Here is a 22,836-nt window from a genome sequence, read left to right on the forward strand (position 1 = left end):
GAAATAGATCATCTATGCGAGAGTCACAATTTTTCTTATCGAAATCTTGCATAGATGCTTTAAAAAAAATGTATTTTTTTAGGGAAATAAACAACTACAGGCATACCTGAGAAAGCATGCTTTGCAAACGCTTTTTGCTCTTTTTTATTCACAGATATATTGACGGTTGCTGAACGATCAATTTGGAAATCTCGCCATCGGTATTGAGCTTTGATTTCATCTACAAATCCTTCGGTGCGATCAATTTTAGTGATCTCTCCATGATATACTTTACCTGAGGAGGGTATATATATTTTTACCTGCTTCGATGCGCCAAGGTGAACCACCTCATTTTGAGTTAAATAGGCTATAATTTCTTTATCAGCTCCCGATTTTTCTATTAATAACAGCGGCTTAGTATTTTCTGCCGTATTACCCTTAGATTTTAAAATTTTAGTTACTTTTCCATTAAAGGGCGCTTTTAATGTAAGTCTTTTAATTAAATTTCTATAAACTCGTACCTTATGTTCATTAAGCTGTACTCTTTGCTTTGCTGCATCCAGCTCTGCATTTAAATCGCGCTCGATACCTTCAGCTTTATTGCCAGTAAAATAAAAACCACTTTTTAGGGCATTTAATGAGTTTTTTTCCATATTATATAAGGCTTCAGAATTTTTTAATTTTTCTTGGGCACTGTCATATTTAGCCTGCTCCAGCTCCAAATTCATCTCACTTATGTATTTTTTATCATGTAAACTTTTAAATCGCTCAAGACTACGTTGGGAAATGAATACTTCTTGCTGCGACATGTTGATTAATGTTTTAGCGGAACGCAGACGGTTCTTACTTATATCCTTATATACTTTTAATCGTTGCTGTTCATTAGCCAATAATTGCTGATAATAATTAACCGTTAATTTAGACTCTTCTAACTTGATTTGTGCTAACTGGTAATCCCGTTGTAATTCGATATTTTCTATTTTCAGCAATGCCCTCCCCTTTTTAACGCGTTCATTTAAATCAATATACATTTGGATAATGTATCCATTAACGGGTGAAATAATGGTTTCAATTGGTGTACTCACTACTGCTGATTCTATTTTTAGACGTAAAAAATAAGTGTTAAAAATCAAACTTAATAAGACCAATAAAAATATTCCCGACACACTATAAAATATAATTGGAATCCATGAAAAAATTTCTTTTTTATCATTAAATGTTGATTTATTTTCTTTACCTGTTTTAGTATTTTCACCTCTAATATCTATATGATTATTATCATCCATTTATTGAATCCGACCTTAAAAATTCCTTTTATTTTCAACAAATTTATTATTTAAAATCAAGCAAATCCATTAATGAAAACCTTAGTTTTATTTAAAAAATAATAACCTATAATCCGAAAACTAACCGCACTTTACAAGGAAACGTAGCGATGAAAATAAGCATTTTTGGATTAGGTTATGTTGGTTCGGTTTTATCTGCTTGCTTGGCTAATCAAGGACATAAGGTAATTGGTGTAGACACCAACCCCTTAAAAATTAACTCAATTAATAATGGCGAATCGCCTATTGTTGAACCTGATCTAAAAGAATTTATTGCTAAAGCAGTTGCTGCAGGAAGCTTAAGGGCAACACATAACGTTTATGAGGCAATAACTAGTACGGATCTTTCTTTTATTTGCGTTGGAACTCCCAGTAAAAAAAATAATAGTCTTGATCTCCAATACATCGAGGCAATTTGCAAAGATATTGGCCATTCTTTAAAAGAAAAAACAAAGCATCACATCCTTGTATTTCGCAGCACCATATTCCCTGGAACTTTAGAGAATGTAGCACTTCCGCTTTTAGAAAAATATTCTGATAAACGCGATGGCATCGATTTTAGTATAGGAATCAGCCCAGAATTTTTAAAAGAAGGCAGTGCCATTTATGACTATCATAACCCGCCCATTAATGTTTTAGGTACAAAGCATCAATGCGTCCGTGATGTTATTAGTGAAATAAATAATTTATCAACTGATATGCCTACTTTATTTTTAGATATTAAAGAGACTGAAATGCTCAAATACATTAATAATGTATGGCATGCTCTTAAAGTAGGTTTTGCTAATGAAATAGGTAATGTATGTAAAGCTTTAGGCTTAGATAGCCACCGCATTATGGATGTTTTTTGCAAAGATACGAAGCTTAATATTTCCTCTTATTACTTAAAACCTGGTTTTGCATTTGGAGGCTCTTGCTTGCCTAAGGACTTGCGTGCATTTATTTATGAAAGCCAAAATCTTGATCTGAACTTACCAATTATTAATTCCATCCTTCCAAGTAACAGACTACAAATTGAAAGCTTAATCGAACGAATAGCCGAAGATGTAAATAAGCGTATAGGGGTTCTTGGTATTAGCTTTAAGGCGAATACGGATGACTTAAGAGAAAGTCCAATGATTGAACTAGTTGAGCGTTTAATTGGTAAAGGTTACGAGCTTACTCTATTTGATCACAACATTGTTGAGAGCAGATTGTATGGCACCAATCGTGAATACCTTTTAAATCACATCCCTCATATATCGGAACTAATGGTAAGCTCTATTGAAGAGCTCTTATCCCGTGTGCAGACAGTAATTATAGGCACGAATTCCGCTGAATTCAGCCATGTCGCGGATATGGCTAGTCCTGAGCATAAAATTATTGACTTGGTACGAATCTGCTCTCCCCTTCCTGAAATCCCTAATTATTCAGGCATTTGTTGGTAATTAATTCGTTATTCATGAGCTCCATTTTATATTTTTTTATTTATTTAGGGGTATTAGTTGTTGGCTATTTGTACATACCCAAAGATATCGCGATTTATTATGAAAATCGTGAGGCGTTTATTTACTTCGGTTTTATTGGCGTCTGGCGGTATGCTTGGTGGTTAAATCATATAATTCGTTCAACAATCTATAGCTGGCTTGTTTTTCCTCATCGAAGGAAACAAGCCTTGCAGCTCTGGAATTCCGGATGGAGGCCTAAACGTCTCTTTTTTATGATGACAACTTTTAAGGAATTACCCTCCACTACAGAAGCAGTATTGCAATCTATTATTGATGAGTGCACCGGTCTTACTGAATCAGTAAAGTTGTTTATCGGTATTGGCGATGATTCCGATAAACACATTATTCAAAATTTTTTCTCTCAGCAAAAAACAGACTTCACCCTGGAAATTTTCTTAGTGAAACAAAAATTGCCTGGGAAAAGATATGCCATAGGTGAAGCATTAAGAGCAATGGTAAATCATGGGTTAACCCCGGATGATTACGTGGTTTTTATGGATGGTGATACATATTTTAAAGCTGGCTGCTTAAAACAATGTCTTCCCTTCTTTCCCCTCTTTCCTAAAATGCAGGCATTAACAACTCATGAACAGGCATTGGTTTATAATGGTCCTAATTGGATAAAAAAATGGCTTGATGTGCGTTTTTCTCAACGTCATTTTACTATGCAGTCTTACGCCCTTTCAAATAAGGTACTTACGTTAACTGGGCGCATGTCCATCTTTAGAGGTAAGCACCTGTGTGAAAAAGGGTTTCTTGATATTATTGAACAAGATCATTTAAAGCATTGGTTATGGGGTTATTACCGTTTTCTTTCTGGTGATGATAAAAGTACCTGGTACTATCTGCTCAAACACCAAGCTGAAATGTTTTATATTCCTGATGCACTCACCGTTACAATCGAGTCTATTCACGGAAGTGCGCTTGACCGAATGAAAGAGAATTTGCGCCGCTGGAGTGGAAACACTTTACGCAATGGCGCACGTGCCATTGCCTTAGGGCCGCGTAAAGTTGGTTATTTTATTTGGTGGTGTCTTATTGACCAGCGCTGTGCAATCTGGACCATGCTTATTGGCCATTTGATGATAATTGCACTTGCAATACATACTCAGATAAGCTTTTTAATCGTAGCCTTATTGTGGATTGCTTTTTCCCGCCTTTGCCTCGCTGTTATTTTATTTCTTTACGCCAAACGAATTGATATGAGTTTTCCTTTCTTAATATATATTAACCAACTACTAAGTACTTTAATTAAAATTTATATCTTATTCCGCCTACCACAACAACGGTGGAAAAATCGTGGTGATCAGCACGCGGGATTTAAGAGCCAAAAAAAATGGCAAATACGCAACTGGGTAGCAAGCTACCTCACCCTATTCTATTGCTTATTGTGTATTCTACTTATCCTTTTTTTATTGCAATTGGTATCCCTACCCACCATTGGTGATATTAAAACGCTTTGGTGAAATGAAGTAACGCCGGTCTTCAGCAGCACTAATCACTATAATTCATAATCGAATCAAAGAATGCCTTATCACCTAAGCTAAGCCTTATTGATACAGCCTTTCGTATTAAGCCAGTTCGCACATCTTTCATTAGCGGCTTGGTTAACTTTATCTTTTTCTCTAGCTCCAGAATTTGGTTTTTTGTTTCTTCAGTAAAAAACACCTGTGTCGCGTTTTCCAAAGGACCTTGATTTAAGCCTTCATAAATATCATCAATGAGTTCGCAGTAATCCAGATCCTTTTCATACTCAGCCCATTTAATTTCAGCTAGGGTGTATAAATAGTATTTCACAGCATCTTCAATAAGTAACGATTGTTTTCCGCGCCCGCTGTATTCTTTTTCAGCCTGCACCTTAAGCTTTTCTTTTATATCCTTCGGGAAGCGAATGCAAACTAACCATTTTTCTTTTTTTTGCGGTGAGGTAAAAAAAAGCTTTTTACTTTTTCTTTTTTCAGTCATAAGCAACCTTTATCAGAATCAAAAAAATCAAAATTTCAATTTTTTCATTATTTATCAACAAGTTACGTAAGCGTGACCCAGGTCACGCAAACTCCTCCAGCGCCATATCTTTAATTTGAGTTAAAATGCTTTCCAAAGTTTTAAACGCAGAATCCTCATCAATCCCTCGTATTTCTGGAAATCTAGAAAGTAATAACTCCTTCATGGAAATTGATGCTTGCTCATCATTCACCTTGAACGTAGCAGATTTTTTGATCGCCCCGCCTTGACGGCCACGAGGTTTAACCTTCTTTTCGACCGGACTGGGTAATTGCTCTTCCTCAGGTGTCGCCGTCAAAGCAAGTTCAATATCCTCATAAGACTTAGGGACAAGTGCTCTAATGGTTTTAAATGTTAACTTATTTTCTTGAATTCGCGAAAATAATACCGGTGGATAGTTTTCGGGTTTAGTACAAAGAGAACGCAAAGCACTAGCAATACTTTCATTAAAACCAATGATTCCAGACAATTCTTTTTTAGTAAGTGAATGGCTACTCGGATCAGAAAAAAGCGCTTGCACAATCTGAAAATTCTGAGAAACAGTCAAACCCTTTCTCAGATTATTCTCTGATAATTGACGTCGTAATTTTCTATGTTTTACTTTTAATTTAGCTAACATGCTCTCATCGGTAATTTCAATACAAGTTACCGTGGGTACTCCTGCCATCATCGCAGCAAGGCGCCTTTGATGACCCTCTAAAATTACATAGCCATATTCTAAATTTGAGCTACGAAAATAATCAGGATCATTTTGGCGATCGGCAAGAAAAATTTCTATTGGTTGAATAAGACCATCATTCCTAATAGAAAAAGCCAAATCACGAAGTGCATTATAACTATCCTCCAATGATTCGCTTGACTCACAAGGCAACTGAGAAAATTCAGGAATAAAATAATCGCCTGACTCTAACATAGTGCATAGGGATTGCTCCGAACCAATATGCAACATGGTTCGAAGCCAAGCTTCATCAATAATTTCACCTGGTCTTGGGTTTTGCGGGTCAGGAATCAGAGAAAAGGGGTCGTGCTCAACAAGCTGCTTACCCCGAGTAAATTTAAGATTCGCTGTAATACCTGCACGAGTAATCGTATCAGGCTTATTCACTTTCGACGTTAACGAGCTCGCCATTATTTTCTTTTTGATGGACACGTTCTTTTTCTCCTAATACTTTATTATAAACAAACTCACCCAAAGCAAGTGCTTCAATAGCAAATCGATCATTATCTTTTAATTCAGTATAAGGTGCCGTAATGGGCGCTTGATCTTCATCGATATCAACAGCTCTTGGCGAATCATGCACTTCAATCTCTTCAATTAACAACTGGCTTAACATAGGATTAGACATGATGGTATCAATGATACGATTTTGTGGAGTACGCTTGTTATAATCAACTTTGTTTTTCAGCAAACCAATAATTTTAGCTTGTGAATTACTTGGACGATAAACATTTTGACGATTAACTAAATCTACCATTCCCGCCAAACCTTGTAAGGATTTATTACTCAGCTCCAAAGGAATTAAAACATGCGTTGCAGCACGGATGGCGCTTTGCGTTAAAGGTCCCTTTGCCGGAGGTGTGTCAATTAGAATTAGATCATAACCACACTCAATAAATTCATCCATCGCAAAAAAATCATAAGGACGTTGGACAATGCTTTCCAGGCTGTCACTGTATTCAAACGCTTCGATGTCTTTGATTAATCCAGCATCGCTAGGAAGAATATCTAAATTTTCAAGATCAGTAGGGTAGGGTACTACAGGATTTTCAGTCCACATATCTAATGCAGAAGAACGACCGTCCCAACCATCATCATCAGGATTATTTGGATCATAATCTGGATGTAACGGAGGCTTGTAACTGGACATATCACGAATGCGTGTATCGCGAAGAAAACGATAAGACATGTTACCTTGTGGGTCAAAATCAAGAACTAAGACCTTTTTATTTTTTTTAAACGCAATATAAGTTGAAATTAATTGGCTAATCAGGCTTTTTCCAACTCCACCTTTATTATTAGCAACGACTAAAACTTTAGGTTTCTTCGTGGCCATACCCTCTCCGTAAGTTAAATTGTGAACCCTTACATTACCTAAAATTAGGAAAAAAAGCAACTAATTCTCAATACCGTATTGGGTATTTAATTAAGAATAAGTAATAAAGGTTAAAATGCCTATAGTTCATGTAAAATCAGGGGTATAAGTGCTAAAAATAAATCTTTGACATTTTGCGTATTGAGTATTGACATCAAGGATAACGATCACGTATAAATGGATCATTATTTAACGCATACGGTAAAAAGAGGGTAAGGGTAGAAACAACCTGGAATCCATCTCAAATGAGATTGGCTTGAATCTTGGTGCAAAGTCCATTTGAGCTTAGCCTAAATAAAAAGTCGATGTAAAACGCTGCCAGCAAAGTAGGGGAGCCTTTATCGTCGACTTTTCTATTCGTGCTGGGCCAAATAAATGCTTATTCCCTTATTCAAATAAACAATGATGCTGCTTAATAATATATTAGGTTAATCGCACATAAACGGAAATGAAATGAGAAAACAAATGAAATAATAAAAAGAACGGTTATGAAGAGCGGCAACTCCTCATAACCTCAAAACATTTAACAACGAACACAGCTAAATGTCCTAAATGATGGAACTGGTAATTCCTTCATTTTTTTGGATCTGTCCGGCATTTATTTTAGCTCTGTTCCCTAAAAAACACAATAGGATAAGGATATTATCTATGGGGAATCTTTGCTCTATTTTTCACCTAAGATTTAAAAAACTTGTTACGATTATTAAATCATCACGCAAAGCGCAACTTATTGATTACATTCTATTAGGTTGGCAAAGCAGCACTTATAAGTTAAAAGGCTCTGAGCAAAAATGGTTTATGAAACCTTATACTCAAATTGTAGCTGATACAGGTATTCCTTTAAGTACTCTAGAACGTTACATTAAAGAATTAAATGAAGAAGGCTTTATTATACGACGCCAAGCACTCTATAGCAGAACAAAAGAGCAGGGGGAATTTGAAGTTAAAAAAGGAACATACATTAGTATCACTGATAAACTGTTAAACTTACTTTCTATTGAAGAACCAGCAAGCAATTTGCCAGAGCAGCCAACATCCAAATGCGAAACAAGCTGTACAAAATTAACAACAAGTGAGGGGTTCGAACCCCTCAATATGAGGGAATTATATATAAGTGATCTTTATAAAAAATCTTTAAATAATGTTATTTTTAAAAAAAGAACATTTCTTGTGGATAAAAATCAAAATCAGCGATTAGAACAACAGTTTAACTGCGTGCAAGAGCTACTATTTTCCGAAATAAAAGAAGAAATTCCAGAGGAAGTGAAAAAAATGGTTTCAGGAACCTTTTTTAATCTAACCTTTGAGCACCAAAAACTCTTTTCGTCTCCGAAGCAATTGGTAGCAGAATATATGTATGCCTTGTTAAACGTAGATTTTTATATGCCTAATACGCATTGCTTCAAATATCGCAACAATATTTTGTCAAAACTGGTAAGAACAAATGCTTGGCGAACACCAAAGGGGTTTTATAAGCATTTTTATTTAGGCCAAAATTTTGATGATCAACAAAAAATACGTGATAACCATTGGCAAAAGAAAAAAGAGGCAGAAATAAAGCATGAAAAAGAAAGCCTGTCCTATGAAAATTCACGTTTAGCGCAAGTTGAAGCAGATCTCTTCAAAAAAGCGACCCTAATTAACGAACTAACAGAAGAATTATATCGACAATCCGATGAATCACTTATTATACAAATAAGAGAGAAAATTCAAACATTAAGAAAGGAACTTGAGTCATTATGGGCACAACAAGCCACTTTAGAACGGCAAATAGAATATAAGGAGCAACTTTGTGCCTAAGCGATAGCTTAAACTATATAAAATAGGAGCTGTTTAAGTATATTAAGCAAGGCATTTTAATGGGAAGAACTTTTTATTGCTCATAGTCTGGTGAATATTACATATTATAAAAATAATATAAATCATCACAGCTCTATGTCGCCAAGTCATATTAGCTATAATTCTTATTATAACAATAGGTAGATGGCATCTAAAATCGTTAAATCCCATGAATTTATAAGGGCTAATAGCTTTCTTGGCTTTTTTTAGATTAACGCAGAGTGACAGCTGGTTTTCATCTATTTAATACAGGTATTTAGCCCTAATTTTGTGATGTACAATGAGAAATTGGGCGAGCATTTGCATTTCCAATACTTTTAAAGGTTTGTTAGAAACAATTGCTTTAAAGGTTGGTCTCTCTCCTTATTTATATTACACTCCTTACCTAAGCTACTGATAACTATTTTAATTATGTCTAATTTTTTTATCTATTATGGGGTTAATGCGAGCCACCAGCTATTCATCTGTTGCTATCATGATAATTTTGCCGCAATGTATGCTTTTAAAGCCTTAACGAAAAGGCAAAAGATATCTACAACTACGAAAATAGGCAATCTTTCTACTAATGAAATTGAAATTGGAAAAACCATAATCAATGAATTAACCACGATTCGAAACAAAATTGCCACTTCCTACCCGCAGATCACAGAAGTTTATTACAGCGGTGATATCAATCTCGGCTTTGGAGGGCAAGAGCAATACCCGGCATTTCTTATGGATGGTAGCTTACAAAAGGTATTCAAAAGCCATCAGTATTTTGCGAAAGTGCCGTTCAATGTATGTCTTGAATCCTATAATGATGAGATTGCCCACAAAGCGGCAAAAATTCATAAAGAGCACTATGCTAAAACACATAATGAAACCTATGCTGATTGCGCCGTAGTCATTAAAAGTAAACTGAGCGTTCAACCGCTTTATAATTCATCGGCTAGCAGGCTATCTCCACAGCCTTCTCCTCCCGCATCTCCCAAAGGTCGAAAAAATAGGGAAATACTCCAGTCTGTTACCCACTTACTGCGTAAAACACCTCCTTCTTTTCTCACTGTGAATACGCATCCTTTTTATCAACATAAAAAAACGGGAGAAGTGGACATAAATGATGAGGTAACTCGAACTTATTCACCGGGACAAACTCGAAAATAGCATCTACTCGATACAGCGTGTATCAAGGTTACAAATACTTGGCTCATTGCCAATCAAAAACTGGTTACAGCGCGCGTCACTGGTGTCTAAGAAGTTTATAGCCGTGTTAAAACCAAGATATAGCCCTTTGTGAAAAGTTTCTTCAGATAAAACTCCAACGATTGAATAAAAAACACATTAGGCGAGCGGATTTAATCTGATATCATTGTGATAATAAATTCAAATACGTGTTCAAAAAAAAGGGGATACATTAGTACAAGAGGGGAGGGGGCTACTCTTCTAATGGATTATTTTTGAACACCCTGAGAATTTGTCCTATAATTAAATTTTCTGATGCGCATGGAGCTAGTCATGAAGTATTTTATTGCCTGGTTATTAGGTGTTCCGATTAGTGTTCTCATACTTGTATGGTTATTTTCTCATATATGAGCAGGAGTTCTGTCCTCTATTTAATCTAGGAGTAATCATTATGAACAAAGATATTTTTCAAGGAAAATGGGAAGAGATAAAAGGCAAAATGAAGCAAGCTTGGGGAAAACTCACTGATGATGACTACAAAGAAATTGAAGGGAATCATCAGGAGATTTATGGAAAATTACAAAAGCATTATGGCTATACCAAAGAGGAAGTGGATAAAGCATTAAAAGATTTTAATGATAATTAATTAAAAATATTTAATATAACGAGCCGCATCAAAGGATGCGGCAAATATAATATAAGCCGAAAACGCTGTTTGCCATGTGTGCTCCAGTATTACCCTTCATTTAATCGACTTTTTCCCGATAGCCATTATTAGGTCATGAGTTAATTTATTCATAATAATAAGTAGTGTATTATCTGTCACCGAACCAGGCTAGAACTCTTGGCAATATATTGACCAACCAAACCAGCTTTTTGATACCATATCAGCCTAAACCAGTAACGATATAGCTCTTATTCTTTTTGCTTAGGGCTTTTATTTAATTATTAAGAACAAAATGAAAGAGAAAACTCAGGAAAAAATACCTCCAGCAAATTTAAAAAGAGCGCTAGAATATGTCGCAAGTCTTTGTCCTTTAGGTTCTTCTAATAAATTGGCAGACCAGCAAAAAACTAATTTTTGGACCAGAACCGCTACTCAGCTTCGAACAAATAAAACTTATTTTATTCCTTCTCATAGAGCAACGCTGGAAGACCAAGAGCAGAATGCTATATACGAACCTGATCAAGGCATTTTTGTATATCTAAAAAAAAATTGGCTCTATCGTTACGAAAAAAAGGAAGAGTCTGCTTTACGACTGTGTCCTCTAGAACTTACTGATCAAAAAATAACACTAGATGTGTTCAATATAGGGCATGAACAAAAATGGGTTTTATTACTCGCAATGGTCGCCAGAGAGCTCGGTGGAGGAACCTGTGATTTTAAAGCAGCGCTTACAGTTAAGTATCTCTGGGAACATAGTGAGGGGATCAATCGGATTGAATTTGTTCACGCGTTAGATTTCCAGCACTGCTATGTTATCGTAAATAGAGAGGGAGTTCTTGCTGATTACAAAACTTGGGGAGAAAACGCGTGGATCATTGATCCCTGGTATGGTGAAAAGGGGATAATTTATCCGGCATCCAGCTTTTCAGAAACTATAATTAAAATAAGAGCGTTTGATTTCAATCAGCATATGGATTTAAAAGAGCTGGGTTATGAACAAGGCGCCTACACACTTTTCCAATCATCCGAAGAGGTATGCCGATGTACTTGTGAAGTTTATCCTCAAAGCCAGCCCTATCCTAAATACCATGGAAAGCCTTTAGATCATTATTTCAGTGTGGATATATATCCACATCGAGAAGAAGAATCAGAAACCTCTTTTGCTTTGGTTGCCCATTTAAATAATCACAAAGAAAAGATGGCCAGGAGTTTCAATGAGCTAGAAAAGAAGTCCTATTCTTTGAAAAATTCCAAACATTCTTTATTTGCTTATAAGCCTAATCAGGACAATGAAGACTTCCTCGTTAGTTGTGACGACAGATTTCTTTCTCTGATACCTAATTAACAAGGTTGTATGTAAATAAGCCATTAATTAATTTGATTGTTAATAATACTATCTTTATGTATAATGTTTGGTCAATTATGTTTGCAAGGACCTATACGTGACCAAAATAAATACATCAGAAATCAAAGTAGAAGCTACTAACGGCTTTGTATATTCTACCAAAGATAACTTTTACTTCCGAAGTGATGATCGAAAGACGCCTGAAATTTTTGATAAGGGCTTTATTCCCAAAAAATATGAAAAGGATTCTAAGTGGTATTTTAACGCCTTATCATCCAGCTCGGAAAAACATAATAATGGGAGATATATTGGGGGTATATACCAGGTCACTGCAGTTGATCCTGAAAAAGCGGTTTGTGTAACTCGTAATCCCTCGGTTACACCCTTTTTTCCATTTCATTTACTTGTAGGTGAAACAGGATATATTTATATCGTTATGCTTCCCCCTGAAAGAACAGTAACTTACAAGGGAACTGAAGGAAAAATGCGCTTAAGGGGAAAAAAATTAAAAGATGAAGAGACTGAAAGCATAACACTTGATGTTCATTCTTTTCAAATCGAACAAATACTGAATATTCGTAAACATACGAATGGGAAATACCCTAAGGACTCGGCGTGTATCCATTGGGCAAATGAAGCTGCTGCGCATAAAATTCCAGTAGAAAATATCGTAGGAGCTTATCCATTTGAACGACGCTCGGTACCTCATGATATTATGCTTCCTTGCTACTTTAAAGTTAAAGGCAATTTTATTCCCAATCCAAAATTTTTTGCAATTGAAGCAAAAAATAAAAAGGATATCCACGCTCTGGAACTAATTAAAAATCATTATCGTACCGAAGCGGAATTCGCAATTAAATTAATTGCGGATATGGTAGGTAAAACCTTGCCCACACCTAGTTTTATCAGTGGCTTTGGTGGAGAAACACTAACGCTTGAAACAGGAGCTTGCGAGCAAGAAAGGCTTCGTATTCTGGCCTCAGTGCAAAAAAATGCACCCTTAAGTTCAATCTCCCGAATTATTGATATTATTTTTGAGATAGAACCACCTCCTAGTTCAGGAGGACTTAGTGATCAACTGATTGCTCATGTGAAAAAACTGGATTTCAGTCGAGCATCACATGTGAGGCGATTGGAAAAAGAAATGCTGCTTATGGAGAAAATCCATACTCATGTTACCCACCAGTTAAATGGGCTATATGGGTGGTTCGATAAACAAGCAATCAAAAATTTTCGATATGAAGCATTTAAGTTAATTCTAGATCGCAAACAGTTAGCCGGTAAAATAGATGAATTAAAACAGTTATCAAAAGAGCTATTTCACCCAGAAGATTTATGGGCAAAAATTACTTGGGAAGTTACTCAGTTTGTTACTCATGGATGGGGTGCTGTTTCGCAAATGGGAAAAACTAGATTCTTTTTGGCAGAAAGTGCTCCTATTGAAGATGATTTTAATAAAATGCTTGATCAAAGTAGTATTGATCTCGGATTGTGAGGAGCTGGTTTGAATCCAGTATCACCCAAATTAGAATATCTTGAGATACCGACTGGCAAAATGTAAATAGTATTCTATAATCAAAACGTTTGGCGCAGCATCAATACCCTTAGATTGTCTAAAGCTTGATCCCTATTGGCTTCCTAAGAGTGTTGTCGCTGTGCACAAGCACGAGAACCAACCCAATCCCCTCAAATTACCCGCCACGTTTGGACAAAACTGCTTTAAATATAAACCGTTGTTTTTTTTGCAACGGAGCGCACTATTTTCTGTTATTGTGAGGCCTACTGCGCTCTTACAATTATCGTGTGTTTACATTATATGCCCAATGCCGTATTTTTTATTTCTTCTAAATTATCTTCTGCTCCAATGCGTTCATTTTTTTGGATATTTTGAGAAAATTTTAAAAACCTATTACGCATAGAGCTATACTTGATGGTTTCATTAGAGGAGTCGAGCTCAATATCTAATTTAAGAACATGATGTGGGTGCATATCTGAGAGATCATCTTGTGCACAACTTGACGAAGTTAATTTAGAAAGCTCTTCAACAATGTACGCTTCCATCTCGTTTAATATTTCTTCTTTTGAAGTGGGGAGAAGCTTCAAGCAACTAAGCTCACTGATTTGATAATCTTGAATTAACTTATTATCTGAAACAGGGATTTTCTTTCCGTCTATTTCTATGTGCCCAAATTGCCCTGTCAATTCGAAAAGTTTGTGCCTTATATCCTGAATAGAGGCTGAGGGCTCGCTATCCAATAGAATCTTTCTTCCGTTTTCATCAATGAATATAAGTTTCATCAGTTTATCCTGTACAAAATTAAAGAATATTAGAGGACGTAGTTTAGCCTATCTTTGGCTCGCTACAAAGATAATTTATTGGCTATTTCAATAGGCTTTGTTTCATGAAAATTTGAAAAATGCGCGATTTAAAATAGGGAAATTTTTATCAAAAAATGGGGCTTTTTATTTGATTAAATGGTATTTTTTTCTTGATTTAATCAATGATCCAACTAACAAAATATTTCATTTAGTTTGGATCATTGTTTTTTGGGGATGAGCCGCTAAGACTTGAATGTTTATTACGATTTTGTTTTCTCTACACCTACCCACATTATCTATCCAACTCGTAATAGGCTTTTAAGTGGATACAGTAATCTATAATATGATCCAATGGTAGTAAGAAAATAACTTAATTGGGTAATCATAATCCTAGGTGAAATCTGTAAAGAAGCTAGATAAGAATATTGAATTTAGAGTATTGCTTTCCTATCAAAAGCATCTAAGTAATTTTTGGACTTAGTTAATCAAGGAGCAAAATTATGGATATTTATACCTATTTGCATAAAGATCATTTGAAAGTATCTAAACTTTTTACTCAGATTATTGACTCTCCAGATCAAAAGGAAAGAGAGCGTTTATTTATGGAAGTAAAGAAAGAGCTCGAGTTGCATGCCGATCCTGAGCGCGATACTTTTTATAAAGCCTTGGAAAAGAGGGCTAAAGGGAAAGAAGATGCTGAACATGGTGAAGATGAGCATAAAGAAATAAAAAAAGCATTGAAAGCTGTTGATAAATCCAGTACTGAAAGCGAATGGCTTATTAATATAGGAAAACTTATGCACATAGTAGAACATCATGTTGATGATGAGGAAACAACCATGTTTGAGGATGGAAGAAAAATTATTTCTGATAATAAAGCAGAAGCATTAGTTGAAGAAATGGAATCATTAAAGGATAAATTACGTTCTTCAAAAAAATTTATTGAGCTTTATGGAAATTAATAACTTCGGCATTTCAAAACGCAAATGATAGAGCGATTCAAGTAGTGAATACTACGTGTCTAAGCGAAAACATTATAGAATCTGCTACCAGTTTGTATAAAATGGTAGCAGATTAGCTATTAGTAGATGGTATTTTTTAAAATTAGATACACACCAAAACAATAGCGATTCCGAGCGAAAATTTACTTTGGGGCAGGGCGTTATTTTGGAGTTTTCCTACGCCATCTGATTAGTGATAAAGCCGATTTTTAAGCGGACTGCGCTTATTTTTTGATGAATTAATAATGAAAGAAAATTTTATAAAGATGGGGTTTATGGACCAAAATATTCATGATATGGCCATAAAGTTTGGCTCTTACTCGGTGTCCTTTAATATCAAAAAACAAGTGTTTTAATATGATTTGTTTGTTTAAAGGCCAAGGTATATTTTCATCTATAATTTCCCATCCCATACGTACATAATGTTTAGATAGGTGTGCTGGTGCTTCACATACCAAATAATCAAGGCGTTTTTGTAAAGAATATTGGGTAATGCAATTAAATAAAATAAAAACCACACTAGTTTGATTACGATATCTTTTATCAACTACTAATCTTCCTACTTCTGCTACTTTCAAACTGTTATACACAAAAGGTTTAAGTTTATTTATTTTTGATTCTTCAATTTCCAAAAAATGGTTTTGCGTGCTGTCGCGAATAATTAAACGTATGGAACCGATACATTGGTTATCATTATTATAAACTGCAAAAATTATAGAGTGATTATCATACTTGCAGGGCTTCAAGGAAGGGATTCCCCCAATTTCTTCAACTAAATCACATTGGTCATTTAAATAAGTAGAAAAAAAATTTTAATATCTTAGGCGACACACATCAATATATTCACCGCTATGAATGGATAGCTCTTTGCTGGTATAGGTGTTATTCAAGTTAGCTCTGGACAAAAGCGAACCATATTTTTGATTTTAGCTGATTAACTAACAATCAGTGCTTATCTCATTGCAAAAAATGTGCAAAATATATACAGATACTTAAGGCGTGCGAGAGGGGGGTTACTACAGCAAAATCATTAGATTAACCAAAGGGTTAAAAAAATCACATCTTTCCAATTAACCTTATGTTTTATTGGCAGTTCAAATTTGGTAAGGATTTCTTCAATGTGACAAGTCTGATACTCACAAAGAGCTATAGGACCGTCTAAATCAGTGGGATAACGCGTCTTCGGGAAATAATGCCTTGATTATATTGATAAATATTTGTACAATTTATTTTTCAGCTCATTTTAAGCAATGCAACACTCCATGAATCCTTCAAGTATCACCCTCTTTAAAAAAATTTTTAACGCAGTAGAGACTTTTCAAATAAAAGAGTTTCGTGATTTCTTCTTAGATAACTTAATGGATCAATTTAACATAAACGTAAATACGGATTGGATTCAGTGGCTAATTGATACTAATAATTATCTCCCTACGCATTTCACAGACGTGTTACCCAATATTGAGGGGATACGCTTATTTCATGAGGTTTTGGCTGAATTACTAGCAGGGTATGATGAAGAGGTTAATTCCAATACAAACAAGGAACTCTATAAGTCCAGTCTATACAGACGCGATATTCTTCTTTTAAGGCAATATAATTTCCAATCTTTTCCGTTGATTAAGAAAAATATTAATTCTGAAGAAAATCTCCCTATGTGTAAGAATTCTTACTACAGGGATGACACTTTATTTGAGCAGGTTTTTTCCTCTCCGGAAGCCCTTACCCCAGTTGATAATATAGATTCTCCCTGCCTGAGCAATCATTTAAAATATCTAGAGGATCCATATTTTATAGAAATAATTAACTATTTTAAAACTCATTCGAGCAGTAAGATTAAATTTGCAGGTATTAGCGCTACTAAGGGTGGTATTTTCAATGTCTTACACATAATTTTGGATCAAAAAGCCCAAGTTCGATTCTTAGGTGGAATTACTCCTTCCCTACAGGATACCTCAGCATATAAACATGGGCCTATTTTTATGACCGCATCAAATTGGGATAAGCCTACCACTACCCATGTTTACGATATCAATATTTCCAATTTGCAATTTATTATTCCTAATTTACAGGTAAAAAAAGAGTTACACCAATTATTAATTAATGCAGAAGCAAAAGGTTTAATTTCAAGGGAGGAAATACATCGCTTGCTGGACAACCAAATTGTAACCTATCAAGAATACCAGGATCATATTTATGGTATAAGTAATATGTCTCCGACGAGTGGGGCTTCTGAGTCGGCATCTAATACTATTAGTGAACTTATCAACTCCTTGCCCCTTACTCCCCACTCACCCTTAGCAAGACATGGTCTTTTTCCTCCTATGTCTAGCAGTCCTCTCGGAATTGAGCTAAATACCCTTGATAGGGCATTTAGTTTAGCTTAAAGTTAAGGGAGCCATGGCTTATCTCTGAATCTGGTGGTGGAGTCAGAGAGTCGTTCTCATTGATATCTTGAGTAAGATATTTTCTCCACGAAATCTACTTTTTTATCTACATCAATTCCTCTATTTTTATCTCTAAATAAAGCCTTTTTATTTTTGCGTTTAAAAGCTCAATCTTATTGCGATGGACTCTGTTTCTACAACGAATATCAGGCGTTTTGTCATCCTTATTTACAGGGCCCATCATTTCTTCTAACGAGTCATTCCAACACTCAAATTTGGCCTTCGTTGGTGAGGACAGCAGTTGTGCGTTTTTTTAAGTATGATCAAGGCTTTGGCATAAATGCAGCAGCAGCCTGTTGCGAAATATTGTCTGCTTTCTTAAAAAAGGAAGGTGAAGTCGAAGTCGAACTTTTTTGCTCTGCGCCTTCTATCTCTAATTTCCCCAGTGAAGAACATAAAGAAGAAATAGGAGAAGACAATGGGGCGAGTCTTTTTTCAAGTTCCCGAGCAACCTCTTCCTTCTCAAGGGCGGGATAAAATTTTTCTATCCCCTTATCTCCCCAAACTTCTTTTATAATGGGTAATGCAACGGGGATCTCATGACGAAAACTACCTGATTTGTGATTAATTAAGGAGATCTGTCCTCCATTATAATAAACTTCCCCACCTACAATAGTGCCTTCTCTGACCTGATACGGCTCTATTAAAAAGCTATGTCCGCTAAGAGCAGTGTTTTCTCTAAGCAGCAGTAGCGCTTTTCCTGCGGAAAAGTGAATCACAAAAATAAAATTTTCACTAAGTATTTTTTTAAATTTTTTACTCAGTAAGGGGCGGTTGTTCTCATCAAACGCAGGAGGAGGCAAATTATCAGTTAACAAATATCTCGCATTACATTGATAATAATCACCATTATTCGTAAATAAAAATGAGGCGCTTTTTAAAGTAGGCCAAATGGGCACACCGTGAGGAAGTTCGCCGATTAGGTGATATCCCCTTCTTTTTAGCGATTCAACTTTGGTTTGCGCACTTTCATAACTGTAGGTTCTTAATAAAGGCATAGCTCTTTCTTGCATAGAATGAAATTATTTTATAACACGTTAAGTATTAGGGGGAAAGTAAAAAGGTTCTAGGCAATGAATTCATGCTGATGAACGCTTTGGGTCGGTTACTAGTCAAAATCCACAATGCATTTAACTGCAGCTATGAGTTCAAAATAGCTCTATCCTGTTAGGGATGCAAATCGAAGAGCTTCTATGGCCAAAGATTTAGTTAAGATGCAATTGTGCCGCAAACAATTCCGTCAATAAAAAATTGACGTTAAAAATTATTTCAATAAGCATTTTTCGTCAAAAAAACATTGACATTTAATTGAAAAAGATTAAAAATCAAATCCCCTGTAACAAAAAAGGATAATAAAAATGAAAAAAATAAAATTAGTTATTATCGCATCAGCTTTTGTGGCGGGAGTTGCCTCTGCATCTTCGTCTTGCGAAGGATTTCAAGTAAGATTAAAAAACAATCTTGCTGATGATTTATTAGTGACCTCAATTAAATTAAATGGGGCAGAAATTCAGCCTGGAATTTTTGAAAAATTAAACCATAAATCAGAGCAAGTATTTACGATTAATCGAACTACCCCAGATTTACCAATGAAAGGAGAGTTTGCTCTTCATACCATTTCACTACCCAGCAAAACCGTAATAATTCAGTATACTTTAGAAAATAAAGTAGCTTACTGTGAACATACTGATAACTCACCTAAAGGTGATTATGCAGTAGAAAAAAAACGAAAAATAGGTGAAATTCAATATACTATTAATAACCAATAGCCTTCTAGGGTCAGGCTTATTTAAGCCTGACCTTAATTTTTATTACACTGATTATCTAGAAAAAATATTAAGCTGAAAAATGCGCATAAAAAGCGATTTTTTTATGAAGCAAAATAGAGCCCACCATTTTTGAAAAGCATCTTTTCCATAAGCTCGTTCAAACTGTTTTAATAGTATGTAGCCAATAGTTAGCAGCAGCGTATGCTTAGTTGCTCTAGGGTGAGATGCTCTAAATGATGCATTTTTAAAAAAAGTGCCAGGCACTTTTTAGTTGTTCCGCGCTAAGCTGTTCCTCCCCATAATGTGAGAGCTCAATCATTGGCACTTAATGCCTCTGACTGAGTTTCTTCGTTGTGCGATTCCAGATGACTATTAGGAGAGACTTGATCCCAGAAGGATTGCACATCTTTGATAATGGATGTGGAAATCAGCTCTTGGGGTTTTTCAGAAAACCAATCTTTGGGCATGCATTGGCTGTATGGGTATTGAAGAAAACGATTGTCCAGTAACACAATTAAGCCTTTGTCTGTTTCACTGCGAATGACCCTTCCCGCTGATTGAATGGCTTTAGCCATCGCAGGATAAGTATAGGCGTATTCTTGACCCTGCTTATAATGAGTATCGTAATAGCGTTTCATTTGTTCACGTTCCCAATCAAAAGACGGAAGGGGAGGACCTATTATAAACGCCCCGATAGCGAGCTCACCAACGTAATCAATTCCTTCGGCAAACATTCCTCCTTGCACAGCAAAAAATAAATGATTCTTATTTTTTTGATGAAGTTGCATGAGAAGCGATTTAGTTTTTGATGCGTCCATGCGACGCTCTTGTCGAATTAATGTAAAGTGGGGCGTGTTAGGCATTTGCGCATAAATTTGTTCTAAAAATTCGAAACTTGGGAAAAATACAAAATAGTTGCCGGACTTTAACATGGAAAGTCGAACAATGACCTCAATTATTTTATGACTATTCGATTTTCTATCTCGATATTTGGTGGAGACCTGGGGGATAACAAGTAATTTACGATGATTAGGTGAAAAAGGAGAAGAAAATTCCTCTGTATGTAAAGATGAGGTATTTAATCCAATGAGCTGGCTGTAGTAATCAAAAGGTTTTAAGGTGGCCGAGAAACCAATAACTTGTTGAAAATGGGTATAGTGTTCTTTCAAGAAACTGGAGGCATCACAGCAATTAATTTTTAAGGCATGATGTTTGGGGTGGAATGAAATAAAAAATTCCTCTCCGCCTTGATTTACAAACTCCAGTGCTGCGGTAAAGTCGGACCAGTAATTAAACAATTTTAATATTGGATCATCGCTTTCAATGGTTAAATCTAATTCTAAATAATCAGTAAGTAATTGATTTAATTTTTCTTCCTGTTTTTTAAACGCTTCTTCTGGGGCCTTGGTGATGTGCGGCTCATAGACGTTTGGGAGCGCGCAATCATCAATGATTGAGATGCATTGATGGATTACCTTCGTAAGTTTTTTCTGAAAGGGGTGAGGGTATCTATCGAGAGCGTCTAAATAGCGCTCAAAAAAGGCTACTTCTAAGACAGGAGAAAAATAATCCATACCCCGACTTGGTAAATTGTGCACCTCGTCAATGAGCAAATTCGGTTTCTCGTGTTCGCCAAGCTTCATGTCCACTACTTGCCCTGATGTAGTCGTTGAAGAAAACACATAGTTGTAATCGCCAATAACCACATCGGCAAAGGCAATACTCTGCATCTGCAGTTCGTAAGGGCATACTTGATAAGTTACTGCGAGCTTTCGAAACACTGCCGCATCTAAGTTCTGCTTTTTTTGAAGCTTCTTTAAGACGTCATTACTACTGCATTTTGTGTAATGATTTTCCGCAAATTCACATTGTTTGCTCGTACAAATAGGTTCACTTTTCATGCATAATTTTTTTTTAGCGGTAAGCATTAGCGAAGAACATGCAGAACCTTTTTCTTGAAGCAAATGAACGGCATTTAAAGCAATATGGTGTTGACTGTTCTTAGGAGTTAAATAGAGCGTTTTTTGTCCACGGCTTAGTGATTCCTTGAGTGTGGGATACAAAATAGGCCATCGACTTGCCTAACCCTGTAGGGGCTTGAATCAGCATGGGCCTTTGGTTCTTCATGGAGGACTCAACAGATTCCATTAATTCTTTTTGATGAGGACGTGGTTGAGTAAAAGGAAAACGAAGTAGGCTGCTTTGCTGTTTTCGATGTTTAATACGCTTTGTGGATTCTTTGATTTCTAGCACGAGCTCTTCTAAGCGACGATTTAACCATTCTTCAAAAACCTTTTGATTAAATTCTAAAACTAAGGGGTATGTTTTTTTATTGCGTAAGGAACCAATTAATAAATTTAATTTAGGAGCGGTTTTGGTCTTTAACCAATGAATATAGCCATAGATTTGTAATTGCAGCCAGTAGGGATGGGTGAAATAGTTGTCTGCAAGCACATCAATTAATTTTTGAGGGTCAAAGGCCGTTTTAATTTCCTCAATTCGTAGGGTGTCTTCTTGGTAAATACCATCCATCCGCCCTGAAATATTAAAAAAATACTGCTTATAAGCAAGCTGATGATCGACATTGACTTCGGGTGTGTAGTTGTCATGTAATTTGAGTAGTTTGTACTGAAGGTTTTGATGCGCTTTAATGGCAAGTTTGGAGGTTAGGTTAAAACCAGAATAGGTATCAATACTTCCTACTCGGGGAGAGGGAAGCGCGAGCTCTGTCACGGATAAGTTATATGTTTTCATTACAACAATAAGAAGAGGTAGTGCATCAAATTAAAAGGAGATATTTTAATCACGATGAGATAGTGCTTATGATAGCATAGGAGAGCCTAAAATGGAGAATAGTTGCCCATTTTTATAATCTCTTCGCCCAATTAGACTTCGTCTCTAATTTTCCACTTGTTGTTTTTAGGAATTATCAGAAAATATTACTAATATCGATTTCGGAGAATGTTTATGGCTTATACAAAAATGTTTACCCAAAAACCAGAAATTAAAGAAGAAGAAAAACGAGTCCAATTTTTAAAAAATATTCATTCTATATTATTTAGCGATCCTGCTATGCGTGATGAAGAGAAACAAAAGATATTACTGGGTGCATTGTTGTATACAGGCCTTACAAAAAATGAAGTGCAAGAAACGATTTTAAATAAATATAATGCATAGAGACGGAATTATTTATCTGAAATATGGACGTAATTGGCCTTAAACTGAATGAGGAAGCCCCACGTGTGTGGGCCATTAAAATGGCCCGCTGCAGACAAAACAAGAAAAATAACAAAGGAGAGTGTAGAATGGAACACCTCCAAATTTTTAAGTAATTAGACTTTATTTAATAATAATTACTGTTACCATGTTTGTTGATATGGAGCGATTTCTTATTAATGTTAAA

20 protein-coding genes are annotated in these 22,836 nt (G+C 35.6%); 11 read left to right on the forward strand and 9 right to left on the reverse strand.

From position 1 onward, the window contains the following. Positions 1 to 59: 59 nt before the first annotated feature. Positions 60 to 1,265, reverse strand: a complete 1,206-nt coding sequence (locus tag BN3124_RS06135; RefSeq protein WP_058533909.1) for an HlyD family secretion protein — start codon at positions 1,263 to 1,265, stop codon at positions 60 to 62. A gap of 149 nt (positions 1,266 to 1,414) precedes the next feature. On the opposite strand from BN3124_RS06135, the gene BN3124_RS06140 reads away from it, so the two are divergent. Together BN3124_RS06140 and BN3124_RS06145 are read left to right on the forward strand one after the other, a co-directional pair. Next, a complete protein-coding gene (locus BN3124_RS06140) occupies positions 1,415 to 2,731 on the forward strand; it encodes a nucleotide sugar dehydrogenase (RefSeq protein ID WP_058533910.1) in 1,317 nt (438 codons plus the stop codon). 14 nt (positions 2,732 to 2,745) lie between these two features. Beyond that, positions 2,746 to 4,257 (forward strand): glycosyltransferase, encoded by a 1,512-nt coding sequence (locus BN3124_RS06145; RefSeq protein ID WP_058533911.1) that lies wholly within the window; start codon positions 2,746 to 2,748, stop codon positions 4,255 to 4,257. Between the two features lie 28 nt (positions 4,258 to 4,285). Here BN3124_RS06145 and BN3124_RS06150 read toward each other — a convergent pair whose 3' ends face one another. The 3 genes from BN3124_RS06150 to BN3124_RS06160 all read right to left on the reverse strand — a co-directional run bounded on the left by BN3124_RS06150 (position 4,286) and on the right by BN3124_RS06160 (position 6,849). Beyond that, a complete protein-coding gene (locus tag BN3124_RS06150; RefSeq protein WP_058533912.1) occupies positions 4,286 to 4,756 on the reverse strand; it encodes a hypothetical protein in 471 nt (156 codons plus the stop codon). Positions 4,757 to 4,838: 82 nt separating this feature from the next. Further along, the gene (locus BN3124_RS06155) at positions 4,839 to 5,945 is read right to left on the reverse strand and encodes a ParB/RepB/Spo0J family partition protein (RefSeq protein ID WP_058533913.1); all 1,107 of its coding nucleotides are present in this window, start codon (positions 5,943 to 5,945) and stop codon (positions 4,839 to 4,841) included. Next, positions 5,893 to 6,849 carry a ParA family protein gene (locus tag BN3124_RS06160; protein WP_058533914.1) on the reverse strand — a complete coding sequence of 319 codons (957 nt, stop codon included), beginning with the start codon at positions 6,847 to 6,849 and terminating at the stop codon, positions 5,893 to 5,895. The genes BN3124_RS06155 and BN3124_RS06160 overlap by 53 nt, the downstream gene beginning before the upstream one ends. A gap of 687 nt (positions 6,850 to 7,536) precedes the next feature. Between BN3124_RS06160 and BN3124_RS06165 the strand changes: the two genes are divergently transcribed. The 5 genes from BN3124_RS06165 to BN3124_RS06185 all read left to right on the forward strand — a co-directional run bounded on the left by BN3124_RS06165 (position 7,537) and on the right by BN3124_RS06185 (position 13,395). Next, positions 7,537 to 8,688 (forward strand): hypothetical protein, encoded by a 1,152-nt coding sequence (locus tag BN3124_RS06165; protein ID WP_058533915.1) that lies wholly within the window; start codon positions 7,537 to 7,539, stop codon positions 8,686 to 8,688. A 450-nt stretch (positions 8,689 to 9,138) separates the two neighbouring features. After that, positions 9,139 to 9,870 (forward strand): hypothetical protein, encoded by a 732-nt coding sequence (locus tag BN3124_RS06170; protein ID WP_058533916.1) that lies wholly within the window; start codon positions 9,139 to 9,141, stop codon positions 9,868 to 9,870. 469 nt (positions 9,871 to 10,339) lie between these two features. Next, positions 10,340 to 10,534 carry a CsbD family protein gene (locus BN3124_RS06175; RefSeq protein ID WP_058533917.1) on the forward strand — a complete coding sequence of 65 codons (195 nt, stop codon included), beginning with the start codon at positions 10,340 to 10,342 and terminating at the stop codon, positions 10,532 to 10,534. Between the two features lie 313 nt (positions 10,535 to 10,847). Next, positions 10,848 to 11,900 carry a hypothetical protein gene (locus BN3124_RS06180; protein WP_058533918.1) on the forward strand — a complete coding sequence of 351 codons (1,053 nt, stop codon included), beginning with the start codon at positions 10,848 to 10,850 and terminating at the stop codon, positions 11,898 to 11,900. Positions 11,901 to 11,997: 97 nt separating this feature from the next. Further along, entirely contained in the window at positions 11,998 to 13,395 is a 1,398-nt protein-coding gene (locus BN3124_RS06185) for a hypothetical protein (RefSeq protein ID WP_058533919.1), read from the forward strand. A 317-nt stretch (positions 13,396 to 13,712) separates the two neighbouring features. Here BN3124_RS06185 and BN3124_RS06190 read toward each other — a convergent pair whose 3' ends face one another. Beyond that, the gene (locus BN3124_RS06190; protein WP_058533920.1) at positions 13,713 to 14,198 is read right to left on the reverse strand and encodes a hypothetical protein; all 486 of its coding nucleotides are present in this window, start codon (positions 14,196 to 14,198) and stop codon (positions 13,713 to 13,715) included. Positions 14,199 to 14,719: 521 nt separating this feature from the next. On the opposite strand from BN3124_RS06190, the gene BN3124_RS06195 reads away from it, so the two are divergent. Beyond that, the gene (locus BN3124_RS06195; protein WP_058533921.1) at positions 14,720 to 15,181 is read left to right on the forward strand and encodes a hemerythrin domain-containing protein; all 462 of its coding nucleotides are present in this window, start codon (positions 14,720 to 14,722) and stop codon (positions 15,179 to 15,181) included. A gap of 278 nt (positions 15,182 to 15,459) precedes the next feature. Here BN3124_RS06195 and BN3124_RS06200 read toward each other — a convergent pair whose 3' ends face one another. Then, on the reverse strand, positions 15,460 to 15,966 hold the full coding sequence (locus BN3124_RS06200) for an N-acyl amino acid synthase FeeM domain-containing protein (protein WP_058533922.1): 507 nt from the start codon (positions 15,964 to 15,966) through the stop codon (positions 15,460 to 15,462). Positions 15,967 to 16,482: 516 nt separating this feature from the next. Between BN3124_RS06200 and BN3124_RS06205 the strand changes: the two genes are divergently transcribed. Continuing rightward, positions 16,483 to 17,604, forward strand: coding sequence for a hypothetical protein (locus BN3124_RS06205; protein ID WP_058533923.1), 1,122 nt, complete (start codon positions 16,483 to 16,485; stop codon positions 17,602 to 17,604). 323 nt (positions 17,605 to 17,927) lie between these two features. Here BN3124_RS06205 and BN3124_RS06210 read toward each other — a convergent pair whose 3' ends face one another. Continuing rightward, positions 17,928 to 18,482, reverse strand: a complete 555-nt coding sequence (locus BN3124_RS06210) for a hypothetical protein (RefSeq protein ID WP_149865215.1) — start codon at positions 18,480 to 18,482, stop codon at positions 17,928 to 17,930. Between the two features lie 540 nt (positions 18,483 to 19,022). On the opposite strand from BN3124_RS06210, the gene BN3124_RS06215 reads away from it, so the two are divergent. Next, on the forward strand, positions 19,023 to 19,433 hold the full coding sequence (locus tag BN3124_RS06215) for a hypothetical protein (protein ID WP_058533925.1): 411 nt from the start codon (positions 19,023 to 19,025) through the stop codon (positions 19,431 to 19,433). Between the two features lie 311 nt (positions 19,434 to 19,744). Here BN3124_RS06215 and BN3124_RS06225 read toward each other — a convergent pair whose 3' ends face one another. Both BN3124_RS06225 and BN3124_RS17350 read right to left on the reverse strand, forming a co-directional pair. Continuing rightward, positions 19,745 to 21,496 carry an ATP-dependent DNA helicase gene (locus tag BN3124_RS06225; protein ID WP_230849105.1) on the reverse strand — a complete coding sequence of 584 codons (1,752 nt, stop codon included), beginning with the start codon at positions 21,494 to 21,496 and terminating at the stop codon, positions 19,745 to 19,747. Further along, entirely contained in the window at positions 21,435 to 22,187 is a 753-nt protein-coding gene (locus BN3124_RS17350; protein ID WP_230849106.1) for a DEAD/DEAH box helicase family protein, read from the reverse strand. The genes BN3124_RS06225 and BN3124_RS17350 overlap by 62 nt, the downstream gene beginning before the upstream one ends. A 213-nt stretch (positions 22,188 to 22,400) precedes the next feature. On the opposite strand from BN3124_RS17350, the gene BN3124_RS06230 reads away from it, so the two are divergent. Further along, positions 22,401 to 22,610 (forward strand): hypothetical protein, encoded by a 210-nt coding sequence (locus BN3124_RS06230; protein ID WP_058533927.1) that lies wholly within the window; start codon positions 22,401 to 22,403, stop codon positions 22,608 to 22,610. Positions 22,611 to 22,836 lie beyond the last annotated feature (226 nt).

Origin of the sequence: Legionella saoudiensis, assembly GCF_001465875.1 — a bacterium.
GTDB lineage: Bacteria > Pseudomonadota > Gammaproteobacteria > Legionellales > Legionellaceae > Legionella > Legionella saoudiensis.

Coding starts and splice junctions, on each gene's coding strand:
- BN3124_RS06150 (WP_058533912.1), bottom strand. CDS start 4,756: ATGACTGAAAAAAGAAAAAGTAAAAAGCTTTTTTTTACCTCACCGCAA.
- BN3124_RS06205 (WP_058533923.1), top strand. CDS start 16,483: ATGAATCCTTCAAGTATCACCCTCTTTAAAAAAATTTTTAACGCAGTA.
- BN3124_RS06190 (WP_058533920.1), bottom strand. CDS start 14,198: ATGAAACTTATATTCATTGATGAAAACGGAAGAAAGATTCTATTGGAT.
- BN3124_RS06195 (WP_058533921.1), top strand. CDS start 14,720: ATGGATATTTATACCTATTTGCATAAAGATCATTTGAAAGTATCTAAA.
- BN3124_RS06180 (WP_058533918.1), top strand. CDS start 10,848: ATGAAAGAGAAAACTCAGGAAAAAATACCTCCAGCAAATTTAAAAAGA.
- BN3124_RS06140 (WP_058533910.1), top strand. CDS start 1,415: ATGAAAATAAGCATTTTTGGATTAGGTTATGTTGGTTCGGTTTTATCT.
- BN3124_RS06215 (WP_058533925.1), top strand. CDS start 19,023: ATGAAAAAAATAAAATTAGTTATTATCGCATCAGCTTTTGTGGCGGGA.
- BN3124_RS06175 (WP_058533917.1), top strand. CDS start 10,340: ATGAACAAAGATATTTTTCAAGGAAAATGGGAAGAGATAAAAGGCAAA.
- BN3124_RS06135 (WP_058533909.1), bottom strand. CDS start 1,265: ATGGATGATAATAATCATATAGATATTAGAGGTGAAAATACTAAAACA.
- BN3124_RS06165 (WP_058533915.1), top strand. CDS start 7,537: ATGGGGAATCTTTGCTCTATTTTTCACCTAAGATTTAAAAAACTTGTT.
- BN3124_RS06170 (WP_058533916.1), top strand. CDS start 9,139: ATGTCTAATTTTTTTATCTATTATGGGGTTAATGCGAGCCACCAGCTA.
- BN3124_RS06145 (WP_058533911.1), top strand. CDS start 2,746: ATGAGCTCCATTTTATATTTTTTTATTTATTTAGGGGTATTAGTTGTT.
- BN3124_RS17350 (WP_230849106.1), bottom strand. CDS start 22,187: ATGAAAACATATAACTTATCCGTGACAGAGCTCGCGCTTCCCTCTCCC.
- BN3124_RS06230 (WP_058533927.1), top strand. CDS start 22,401: ATGGCTTATACAAAAATGTTTACCCAAAAACCAGAAATTAAAGAAGAA.
- BN3124_RS06160 (WP_058533914.1), bottom strand. CDS start 6,849: ATGGCCACGAAGAAACCTAAAGTTTTAGTCGTTGCTAATAATAAAGGT.